Raw genomic sequence first — 10,921 nt, 5'->3', positions numbered from 1 at the left:
GTCGGTCGGGGGTGGCATCTGTGCCGGGGCGGGGGGCTGCGCGGGGGCCGTCGTGCGGTCCTGGACCAGGGACAGGGCGGCGTACGGGTCGAGGCGGGGGGTGTCCGAGGGGTAGGCGGTGTCCAGCAGCCGGCGGGTGACCTCTGCCGCCGTGAGGTCGGGGTGATAGGCGCGTACGAGCGCGGCGGTGCCCGCGACGCCCGCCGCCGCCAGCGAGGCGCCGGAACCGATGTAGTGGCCGGAGCCCTTGGGGCCGACGCTGACCATCGCGCTGCCGGGCGCGGAGAGGTCGGGCTCGTGTGCGGGCGGCGCGTTCCTCTGCCGTACGCCGCCGGGGCCGAAGTCCACGACGGCGAGCGCGCCGGGCGCGGCGGCCGGCCAGTAGGGACCCTCGGGCATCTCGCCGCCCGGCCCCTGCTCCGCACGGGGCACCGCGTCGGGTGCGGCGGGAGCGACGACCAGTGCGTCGCGCCGGGTGGCGTGGGCGACGGCCGCGGTGAGTTCGGCCCTGCCGGCGCGCAGGGCCTGACCGACGTAGATGACCTGTGCGCCGCGGTCCGCGGCCGTACGGATGGCGGCGGCCACGCGTTCCGTGGAGGGGACACCGCGGTCGTCGGTGGCGGAGAGGGCCAGGATCTGCGCCTGCGGGGCGATCCCGGTGATGCCGCTGCCCTTCTCCGGTGCGGCGGCGATCAGGCCGGCGGCGAACGTGCCGTGGCCCACGCAGTCCGCGCCCGCCCCGCCGACGGCCCGCACCCTGCCGGACAGGCTGGAAACGCCGGAGGCGACGCCGGTGTCGACCACCGCGACGGTCACCCCGGCGCCGCGGGAGATCCGCTGGGCGCGGGACAGCCCGAGCGCCGTCTGCGACCACGCCGCGCCGGTGGCCGTCTGCTCCGAGGCCCCGGTGCAGGGGTTGCCCGCGCCGAGCCGGAGGGGCAGCGGAGGCAGCAGCGTGGCGCCCGGGTCGTCGGCACCGGGACTCTCCGACGGGGCGGCCGGCGCGGCGAAGGCCGGCCCGCCCGTGACCGGCAGGACCACGGCGATCGCCAGCGCGAGACCCGCACTCCGGCCTTTCATGGCATTCCACATGAGTCGCATGATATGCACACAAGATGTGCGGCGCACAACGCCAACTACCGCAGCAGCACAAGGAGGTTCGAGGCGTGGCTCGGCAAATACTCACGGTCGGCCCGGAACGGTCGGACGGCTACCAGACGATCGGTGAGGCACTGACCCAGTCCCGTACCGGGGCGGTGATCCGGGTCCGCCCCGGCCGCTACGCCGAGAACCTCGTCATCCGGCACCGGGTGACGATCGTCGGCGAGGGAGAGCCGGGGGCCGTCGAGATCTGCCCGCGGGACGGCACCGCCGTCACCCTCATGGCCGACGCCGTGATGCTCAGCGCCCTGACCCTGCGGGGCCGCGACAAGGAGGCCGCGGTCGTGGACGTACCGGCCGGACAGGCCGCGCTCGACGGATGCACCGTGACCGGTGCGGGATGGACGGCGCTGCTGATCCGCGGCAAGGGCTCGCTGGCCGCCCGCGGCTGCCGGATCGGCAACCCGGGTGGGGCCGGTCTCGTCGACTCGTCGGAAAGCGCGAGCATCGTCGAGGACTGCGTGTTCGAGAACTTCGGCACCTCCGCGGTGGTCATCGGCGAGACCGCCGGGCCCCTCGTCCGCGACTGCCGCATCCGGGGCGCGCGGGCCAACGGCGTCCTGGCGAGCGGCGAGGCGCGGGGCACCGTGGAGGGCTGCGACATCTCCGGCACCGACAAGCCGGCCATCGCACTGGAGGGCCACAGCTCGACCCGGGTACTGCGATGCGCCGTGCACCACACCTCGGTGGGGTTGCTCGTGACCAGCATGTCCCGCCCGGAGATCGAGGAGACCTCGTTCGAGTCCATCGCGCAGAGCGGGATCGTGATCTCCGGCGGGGCCGACCCGATGCTGCGCGGCTGTGTCACCCGACGCACCAAGAAGAGCGGGCTGCTCGTCCTGGACCGCTCCCGCGGAACCCTGGAGGACTGCTCGTTCCACGGCTCCACCGAGGCCGCCGTGCGGGTCGTCGAGGGCAGCTCCCCGCTGTTGCGGGACACCGTGGTGAGCGACTGCGCCGACGCCGCTGGGGCGGTGCAGCTCGCGGACGACTCCACGGCCGAGTTCGAAGGCCTGGAGGTCCTGGACGCGGCCGGCGTCGGCATCTCGGTGCGCTCCGCCGCCAACCCCCTGCTGCGCCGCGCCCGGATCACCGGCGCGGGCGGCCACGGCATCGAGTTCACCGACGACGGCCGCGGCCGGCTCGAGCAGTGCGAGGTCGAGTCCGCGGGCGGCTGCGCGGTGAGCATCGACGACGACTCCGACCCCGAGATCAGCGACACCGTGCTGAGGTCCGCCGCCCGCACGGGCCTCCTCGTCGGCGAACGCGGCCGGGGCACCCTGCGGGACTGCGAGATCGCCGACAGCGCCGACGCCGGGGTCGGTGTGCGGGACGGCGCCGAGATCACTCTGGAACGCGTCCGGGTGCACGGTTCGAGGGCCCACGGCGTGCAGGTGTCGCGCGGCGGCCGGGCCGTCCTCAACGCCTGTGAGATCAGCGGGAGTACGGGCGACGGCGTACGGGTCGACAGCGCCGAACCGGTCGACGTCGCCCGGTGCGTCGTACGCGACAACAAGGGCGCGGGACTGCGCCAGAGCCGCGCGAGCCGGCGGCTCACGGTCGAACTGTTGACCAGCGCGGACAACGGCCTGGCGGACAGCTTGGGCGAGTCGGCCGAAGCGGTCGGCGAGGAGGGCGCCCCGGGCGGGTCCGGCAACGAGCCGGAGACCGACGGTCCGCTGGCCGAACTGGAGTCGCTCGTCGGTCTGGAGAACGTCAAGCACCAGGTGAACACGCTGGTCAACCTGAACCAGCTCGCGGAACGCCGGCGCCGTCTCGGCATGCCGGTCCCCTCGATGAGCCGGCATCTGATCTTCGCCGGGCCGCCCGGCACCGGCAAGACCACCGTCGCCCGCCTCTACGGCAGCATCCTCGCCGACCTGGGGGTGCTCAGGAGCGGGCATCTGGTCGAGGTCGCCCGCGCCGATCTCGTCGCGCAGGTCATCGGTGGTACGGCCATCAAGACGACCGAGGCGTTCAGCAGCGCGCTGGGCGGGGTGCTGTTCATCGACGAGGCCTACACCCTCACGCCCGAGGGCTCGTCCAACGACTTCGGCCGAGAGGCCGTCGACACCCTGCTGAAACTGATGGAGGACCACCGCGACGACGTGGTCGTGGTGGCGGCCGGCTACTCCGAGCGGATGGAGTCGTTCCTGACCGCCAACCCGGGTCTCGCCTCCCGCTTCACCCGCACCATCGAGTTCGACAACTACGCGGTGGAGGAACTGGTGACGATCACCGAGAGCCTCTGCCACCGGCACCAGTTCGAGCTGGGGCCGCTGACCCGGGAGGCCCTCGCCGTACGCTTCGAGCGGATGACGCGCGACGCGACCTTCGGCAACGGCCGCGCCGCCCGCGCCGTGTTCGAGGACATGGTGGACCGGCAGGCGTTCCGGCTCGCGGCCATGACCGACCCGGCGGAGTACGACCTGACGCTGCTGCTGCCGCAGGACGTCGGCGACGCGGAGGCCGCGACCGTCGGCGGCTCGGCACAGGATGCCGGCGACACGTCCGACCCGATGGCCGAACTCACCGCCATGGTGGGGCTCGCCGCCGTGAAGCACGAGGTCGCCGACCTGGTCAGTCTGCTGACCAACGCCCGGCAGCGGATCGCCGCGGGGCTGCCCGCCCCCCGGATCAGCAACCACCTGGTCTTCAGCGGGCCGCCGGGCACCGGCAAGACCACCGTCGCCCGGCTGTACGCGAAGCTCCTGCACTCGCTGGGAGTGCTCCCCCGCGACTCCCTGGTGGAGGTGGCGCGGGCGGACCTGGTGGGTCAGTACGTCGGCCACACCGCCCAGCGCACCAAGGACGTCTTCACCAGCGCGCTGGGCGGGGTGCTGTTCATCGACGAGGCCTACACCCTCACGCCCGAGGGCTCGTCCAACGACTTCGGCCGCGAGGCGTCGACACCCTGCTGAAACTGATGGAGGACCACCGCGACGAGATCGTGGTCGTCGTCGCCGGGTACACCGAGGAGATGGAACGCTTCCTGGCCTCCAACCCGGGTCTGACGTCCCGGTTCTCCAAGTTCGTACGGTTCGAGGACTACAGCACGGACGAACTGGTCACCATCGTGTCCCGGCACGCCGCGGCCTCCGGGTACGAGTGCGCCGACACCACCCTCGTGGCGCTGCGCGCCCATGTGGACGCTCTCCCGCGCGAGCGGTCCTTCGGCAACGCGCGGCTCGCCCGGCAACTGCTGGAGACGATGATGACGAGTCAGGCCCGTCGGCTGGCCGGGCTGAGTTCGCCCAGCCTCGCCGACCTCACCACGCTGCTGCCGGAGGACCTGCCGCCGGCCCGACGGCCGGAAGCCGCTCTGTGACCTCATGAAGGGGAACGCCCGCCGGTTCGGCGCCGGCGGGCGTTCGCTCGCGTTGTCGCGCCACTCATACGGTGGACGCGGCCCCGCCCCTCACACGGTGAACCTGACGGCCTCCAGCCAGAACTGCGGCTCCGTCGAACCACCGAAGATCCAGCCCTGGGGCTTCTCGCACGCCAGGCCACCCCAGCCGCGCTCGCCGAGCTTGTGGTTCTGGCAGACGTTGCCTGACACCACACCGATGGTGAAGCCGCTGAGACTGGGCGCGTTCGAGGCGGCGCTGCCCAGGACCAGGTCCGTCCCGTCGGCGGCACTCGACCACGCGGTCGTCCACCCGTCCTTCTGGATGAACTCGTTGCCGTTCACCCTCGTCGCGTCCGCCACCGAGACGTTGATGGCCGTGATGGGCCGCCCCCCGCCCTCCTGCCCCGCGGTGGCCCCGTCGCACACGGGGGCCGTCCAGCCGGCACCCTTCACATGGACCCGGTAGCAGATGTGCCGACCGGGGTTCGAGGCGGCCAGCCGCTGAACGGCGTAGGCGGCGGTGTTCGGCGGAAGCTTGGGAGGGGCGTACTCCTTCACCTTGGGCTCCGCCTTCTTCGGCTCCTCGGCCCGTTTGCTCGACGGGGCCGAACTCGGCACCGGGGCAGCCTTCTCGACGACGGGGCTCGGCTTGGCGGACGGCTTCTCGGTCGACGGCTCCGGTGTCGGCTCCGCAGGGGCGTAGTCGCCCTTCGGCACCTCCAGGGCCTCCTCCTCGAGCAAGGTGTCGGACCCCGCGGCCACGGCCACGTCGTCCTTCTTCTTCTGCCGCGAGTCGTCCGTGGCCCAGATGAGCAGGGGCACCGCGAGGAGGACGACACCGGCGATGCCGGCGGCGGCGAGGAGGGGCTTCTTGGGGTTCCCGGACGGCGGTTCGTCCGCACCGGCCCCGGCTGCTGCGGTTCCGGCTGCTGCGGTTCCGGCCGCTGCGGTTCCGGCCGCTGCGGTTCCGGCCGCTGCGGTTGCGCCGACCCCGCGGGCCTCTGCATCCGGGGCGACCCGGACGGCGGCGGCCGGCTCGGTGACGCTCCCGCTCTCCGCTTCCGACCGTTCCTCCGAGGCGGATGCGGTGGCCGTAGCGGATGCCGCGGCTGTGGCGGCCGGTTCCCCCAAGGTGGCGGACGTGGTGGCGGGCGGCTCGGGGGCGGCCTCGCTCTCGGTGGTGTCGGGGGTACGCGGTGCCGGCCGTACCGTCTGCGCTCCCCCGGTGCCGCCTTCGCCCGGCTCCGGCGCGGGGGTACGCCGTGCGGCCGGTGCCAGCATCGCGCCGGGGTCGGCCGCAGCCGACCCCAGGGAGACTGCCCTGCGGACGGTCGAGCCGCCCGTGCCGTCGGGCCCCTGGGGGACGGGCGGCTTCTTCTGGCTTGCCATCGTTCTCCTCGAACTGTGTGGAGTGTGGGGTGTTGGGTGGTCGTGCGGCGGTCCCCGCCTGCTATCCCTCCTGGCCGACGGGCCCGGAACAGCGGTCCGGCCAGCGCGGGTCGTCGCCGACGCGGAAGCCCTTGGCCAGCGCCTCCTCGAGGTGGGCGAGGGCCTTGAGGTCCAGCCCGCTCAGTTCCTGCGACCCGTCCATGTAGGCGGTCGCGTTCCCGGGCAGTTCGCGCAGCAGTACGACGGAGGGGCCCGAAGGGACAGTCCGAACCCCCACCACCCGGAAGCCGGTTCCCGGCACGAAGACGATCTCTTCGTACGTCTCCGTGGAGCCTCGCGGCCGGTCGAGCAGTTGTCGCACCTTGCGTCCGGTGACGGACCAGATCGCATAGCGCGCGGGCGCTCCGGCCGTCGGGAGCGCCGATGATCCCGTCAGGGCACTGACCGGCGCCGGTCGTGCAGCAGAGTGCCGATCACAGGATCGGGGCCCTCCGCGTTCCCGCCGCGTAGCGCCACCCCCCGGTAGGAGGGCAGCCGACGCAGAGCGGACGCCAGGCAGCCGGCGTAGGGCAGCAGGCGGCCCTCACCGGTGTGCAGGTCCCGGGTCAACTCGCGATGGTGCAGCGGCCCTTCCTCGGCGGTGAGGTAGGCGTGCGCTGCGATGAGGTCGGTCCGCGCCGCCTCCAGTTCGTGCCCGCGCAGCGCGGGCATCCTGGTGAGCACCCGGGACACCGCGGCAGCGTGCCCCTCCCAGGAACCGGCCGCGGCATTCCGGAACGCGGCACGCTCCACGGCCCCGCTGATGTGCCCGGGCACGAACGGGAGGGCGGCACGGTGAGGGGCGGGCGCTTCGACGCCCCGCACCTGCGGTGTCTGCCCCGGCTCTTCACGCACGGCCCGGTCACCGTCCGGCCCTGCCCGGTTTCCGTCCGGACCTGCCGGATCAGCGTCCCGACCTGCCGGATCGCCGTCCGGACCTGCCCGGTCACCGTCCCGACCTGCCCGGTCACCGTCCGGACCTGGACCGGCTCCCTCACCAGCGGCGCGTCCCGTCTCGCCGACGCCGCCGTCGGGTCGTTCGCCCTCGGCCCGTTCGCCCTCGGCCCCTTCGCCCTTGCCTCGTTCGCCCCCGCCTCGTTCGCCCTCGGCCCTTCTACCTCTGCCTCGTTCGCCCTCGGCCCCGGTGCGCTTCCCGTCCGAGGAGACGACCGTCGACCGAGCCCTCGCGGCTCCCTGACCGGCCCCACCGTCGGGCGACACCGCGGGCACGGAGGCCCCCTGCCTGCTCCCGACGCCGGCCACGGTCCTCGGCACAGTCTCCGGCGCCGCGGCAGGCGCGGACCCTTCGGCGGGCCGCCCCTGCGGACGGAGTTCCGAGGACGCGGTGGGCGTGACCGCACCGGCCTCCGCTTCCCCGTGCTCGGCAGTCTCCGGAAGGAACCCCGGCGGCGTACCCACCGCCCTTGTATGGCCGACGGCATCCACATCGACTTCGGCGGGCCGGCCGGCCGGAGAGGACTCCGGCGCGGGAACAGGCCCACCCTCCCGAAGGGACACCGGCGGCACAGATCCCTCGGCACCGGCGACCGGCCGGCCGGGAGCACCCTCGTCCGCCCAGGCATCCGCGGGCACGACCAGCTCGGCGACCGAAGGGCCGCCGGCGACACCGATCGCCTCGGCGGCCCCGCCGCCCTCAGGAGCACCGCCGCCCTCGGGGACACCGGGGCGCGCGGCAGGCGCGCGTGTCGGCAGCCCGGGCCCGGGAGTGGGCAGGGCACCTGCCGGACCGGACTCGTGGGACATCCGACCGGACGGTGAGACCCTGCCGGGCTGCGCGGTCGCGCGCGGCCGGGCGCTCGCCGTGCCGGGGCGCGGGGGCCGGCCGGTGGTGACGTAGCGGATGTTCGGTACGCCGTGTTCGGCGGCCAGGCGGCGCAGGGCGCTGTCCGACGCCAGGAGTCTGCCGCGGACCAGCAGGGTGGTGCGTGACCGGACATCGGTCCCGAGGCCGTGCAGGAGGCGGGACAGCGCGGGCAGCAGGGAGTCGTCCAACGGCTGTCCCGGCATTCCCAGTTCGATGACGCACGCCTCAGGGTCGACCGCTGGTCCGAGCGGCCCGGGACGGGGGACGTCCAACGCCCACAGGGCGAGACCGGCCCGGGTCACCGTCGCCTGCCAGCGGTCCGTCAGCCGCACCGTCCCCCGTTCACTGCCGCCGAGAATCCAGTCGGGCGGGTGCAGCTCCGTGGGCCTGGGTGCGGGAGCCCGCCCCTTCGAGTCGACCGGCCCGCAGACCACGGCCGACACGAACGGCCGCCAGCTCGGCCTGCCGTCCAGACCGACCAGCGTGGGCCGGGGAGGCGTTCCGGGCGGTGCGTGGTCGTCGAGCAAGGGCAGGCCGGTAAGTACCTCCACCTCTGTGGCCAGCAGGTCGGCGACCGACTGTGCGAGCCGCAGCAGGTCGCGCCGGCCGCCGGGCGCGAGGCGGGCGCGGGCGCGCTGCGCCTCCGGCAGCCCGGCGAGGACGGCGGCGACCTCTTCGGCGGCGACGTCCTCCGCCTGCGGGGCACCGACCAGTACCGTGAGGCGCTCGAAGTCGACGGGCACGGAGAAGCACAGGTCGTCGGGGGCCGGGCCCGCTGCCTCGGCCGGGCGGATCACCACGCCGGCCGGGACATGGTCCACGACACAGCCACCGGCGGTGCGCTCGGGCACCGCGCCCAGCGCCTCCTCCCAGGCGGGCGCCGGAGCACGTCGGCCCAGTCTCCGGGGTTTCGTGCCGGGCGCGAACCGCCACCAGCCGCCCCCGGGGCGGGAGCCGCCGTGGACGAAGAGCGCACCCCCGGGCGTGATCAGGACGGCGCCGTCCGGTGCCGTCACCTCCAGTTCCCAGGCGTCCGCGATCCTGCGGGCGACGCAGGGCCTGTCCGGCCGGTCGTCACCTGCGCCGGACATGACGAGCCGGACCCGGTCGGTACCCCGCGCGCGGAGGGAGTCCAGCAGCGCGCCCAGCCGTGCCCAGTGGTCGGCGTCGGGCGCCCCGCCCCCGGCGGCGGAGCCCACGATCACCGTGACGACGCCGGCCTCCCTGCCGACGGCACCCGCCACTTCGGCCACCACGTCCAGAGGGAACGAGTCGTCATCGACCGCTCGCACGAGCAGCACGCCGTCGACGTCCTCGACCGGCGGCCACCGCGGCCCAGGCTTTCGGCGCCGTTCACGTCGCCGGCCGGGAGCCCCCTGCCGCGGCGGCCGGTACCGGAGTCGGACCTGCGTCCCCGGCCCGGCATCACGGAGGACCAGCGGCTCACGCGTCCGTCCCCCGGATCGGGTGAACGGCCTCGGTCAGCACCCGCGCGGTGCGGCCCAAGGACGCCGCGTCGGGCAGCCGCTCCCCCGCACCGTCCCGGACGGCGTCGCGTACGGCGTCGGGGTCCAGCAGCATGCTCACCGCGGCCGAGGGGTTCAGATACAGCACGTGCCCCTCAGGAACGCGCGCCAGGAGGTTCTCCACCGCGACCAGTTCGAAGGCGAAGCGCCCCGCGGTGTGCAGGAACACCGACGAGGTGAACACCGGCACCACGGGCGTCCCGTCCGACGCCGCCGCGCTGACCAGGCCGCCGCCCGGCGCCGTGAGCACGGCCACCTCGCGCCCCACCAGCGCGGCCGGCACCGCCTCGCCGGGCCCGTACCCGGTCGACGCGAGCTGGACGGCGCGGTCCACCTCGTCCTCCGGTTCGGGCCAGCCGAGCGCACGCGGGGAGGGTCGGTATGCGGGGTTGTCCTCCCATTCGACGATCTCGCCGTCGAGGCCGGACCGCCACCGGCCGGTCATGGCCCACTCCGGGGGACTCCCCGTCCCGGACCACATCGGGTCGACCGCCCCCAGCCAGTGGTCCGGGGCAAGGCGGCCCGCCTCACGAATGTCGTCCGGAACGGGCGGGAACGCCTCGTCCTGCTGGCTCATCGCTTTCCTCATTCGGTGGATCGGGACGAGACCGCGGTCTGTGCGGTGTCGTCCGGGGCGTCGTGCCAGAGGAGGCGGCGCGCGGTCGCGGCGTCCGTGACGACTCCGGTGAGCAGTCCGGACCGCAGTACGGCGCGGACCGCGCCGGTGCCGCGTCCACCGGCCGTGACACCGATCAGTTCCGCGACGCCACGGAGTTCGGCGGCACCGACCCCGATCGTGCGGGCGCTCAACTCGGTGGGCATCACCCGGCCGACGGCATCCAGGACGTGTCCGGCCACCTCGGCACAAGCCCCCTCCGCCCGGAGCTTCTCCCGCTCCGGATCGGACAGGGCGCCGTACACCGGGGAGTGCGGGGCGTCCCAAGCGCTGATGCCGACGACGGCCTTGGTGACCAGGCGGAACCGGTCCAGCGTCTCGGCGGTGGCGGGTTGACTGCGCAGGACGGCGGCCGTCGCCGCGTCGGGCAGGAGGAACGGGGTGTGGAGCGGGAACGCCCTGCCACCGCCCGTCGCCGCCGTACGGCGGACCGCGGTGATCGCGGCGTCGTGGGCGAGGTCCGGCCCGTGCACACCGGTCAGCTGCACCACGTCGCAGAGCGGCAGCCGGGTGACCGTCTCGCTCAGCGCGTCCACCGCGTGGCTGCCGTCCAGCCCGAGTACGTCGCCCTCCTCAGCGATCTCCGAGAGCAGCCGGGCCGCCGCCGTGCCGAGCCAGCGACCGTTCTGGCGCTGATCAGCGGGTGACGCCGTACGGCCCTCGTTCCGGCCGAGGTTGACAACGATGCCGTGCCGGAGCCCGAACCGCTCGGTCAGCGCCCGTCCGAGCGGGACGTCGATCTCTGCCGGGACCGTGATGTCGATCCGCACGATGTCGTGAGCCACGGCCGCGTCGAGGAGACGGGCCACCTTGAACCGGCTGATGCCGAACTCCTTGGCGATCTCCACCTTCGACCGCTGCTCCAGGTAGAAGCGCCGGGCGACGGCGGCGGCGAGGAGCGTGTCGATCGGCGCGGGTAACGCCGCCACCTCAGCCGATTCGGCCATGTCCTATCT

General features: G+C 74.1%; 6 protein-coding genes and 1 pseudogene. 1 reads left to right on the top strand and 6 read right to left on the bottom strand.

Annotated elements, in window-relative coordinates; all coding sequences use genetic code 11:
- A partial coding sequence (locus BM536_RS11070) for a S8 family serine peptidase (RefSeq protein WP_245873385.1) occupies positions 1 to 1,092 on the bottom strand: 1,092 nt, incomplete at its 3' end.
- A gap of 74 nt (positions 1,093 to 1,166) precedes the next feature.
- Here BM536_RS11070 and BM536_RS11065 point away from each other — a divergent pair.
- Positions 1,167 to 4,489: pseudogene (locus BM536_RS11065) on the top strand (right-handed parallel beta-helix repeat-containing protein).
- A gap of 90 nt (positions 4,490 to 4,579) precedes the next feature.
- Here BM536_RS11065 and BM536_RS11060 read toward each other — a convergent pair.
- The 5 genes from BM536_RS11060 to BM536_RS11040 form a co-directional block, all read right to left on the bottom strand.
- Positions 4,580 to 5,899 (bottom strand): hypothetical protein, encoded by a 1,320-nt coding sequence (locus tag BM536_RS11060; RefSeq protein WP_094102860.1) that lies wholly within the window; start codon positions 5,897 to 5,899, stop codon positions 4,580 to 4,582.
- 61 nt (positions 5,900 to 5,960) lie between these two features.
- Positions 5,961 to 6,260, bottom strand: a complete 300-nt coding sequence (locus tag BM536_RS11055) for a hypothetical protein (RefSeq protein WP_094102859.1) — start codon at positions 6,258 to 6,260, stop codon at positions 5,961 to 5,963.
- Between the two features lie 71 nt (positions 6,261 to 6,331).
- The gene (locus BM536_RS11050; RefSeq protein ID WP_094102858.1) at positions 6,332 to 9,064 is read right to left on the bottom strand and encodes a hypothetical protein; all 2,733 of its coding nucleotides are present in this window, start codon (positions 9,062 to 9,064) and stop codon (positions 6,332 to 6,334) included.
- A 142-nt stretch (positions 9,065 to 9,206) separates the two neighbouring features.
- Positions 9,207 to 9,866, bottom strand: a complete 660-nt coding sequence (locus BM536_RS11045; protein ID WP_245873382.1) for a type VII secretion system-associated protein — start codon at positions 9,864 to 9,866, stop codon at positions 9,207 to 9,209.
- Positions 9,867 to 9,874: 8 nt separating this feature from the next.
- Positions 9,875 to 10,912 carry a sugar-binding transcriptional regulator gene (locus tag BM536_RS11040; RefSeq protein WP_073495095.1) on the bottom strand — a complete coding sequence of 346 codons (1,038 nt, stop codon included), beginning with the start codon at positions 10,910 to 10,912 and terminating at the stop codon, positions 9,875 to 9,877.
- Positions 10,913 to 10,921: the final 9 nt, after the last annotated feature.

It is taken from the genome of Streptomyces phaeoluteigriseus (assembly GCF_001896135.2).
In the GTDB taxonomy this organism is placed as follows: Bacteria; Actinomycetota; Actinomycetes; order Streptomycetales; family Streptomycetaceae; genus Streptomyces; species Streptomyces phaeoluteigriseus.
The sequence above is the reverse complement of the archived record's forward strand: the minus strand, read 5'-3'. Positions and strand labels throughout refer to the sequence as shown.

What these genes read in the sequence shown, in the direction of transcription:
- BM536_RS11060 (WP_094102860.1), bottom strand. Translation starts at nt 5,899, where the DNA reads ATGGCAAGCCAGAAGAAGCCGCCCGTCCCCCAGGGGCCCGACGGCACG.
- BM536_RS11045 (WP_245873382.1), bottom strand. Translation starts at nt 9,866, where the DNA reads ATGAGCCAGCAGGACGAGGCGTTCCCGCCCGTTCCGGACGACATTCGT.
- BM536_RS11040 (WP_073495095.1), bottom strand. Translation starts at nt 10,912, where the DNA reads ATGGCCGAATCGGCTGAGGTGGCGGCGTTACCCGCGCCGATCGACACG.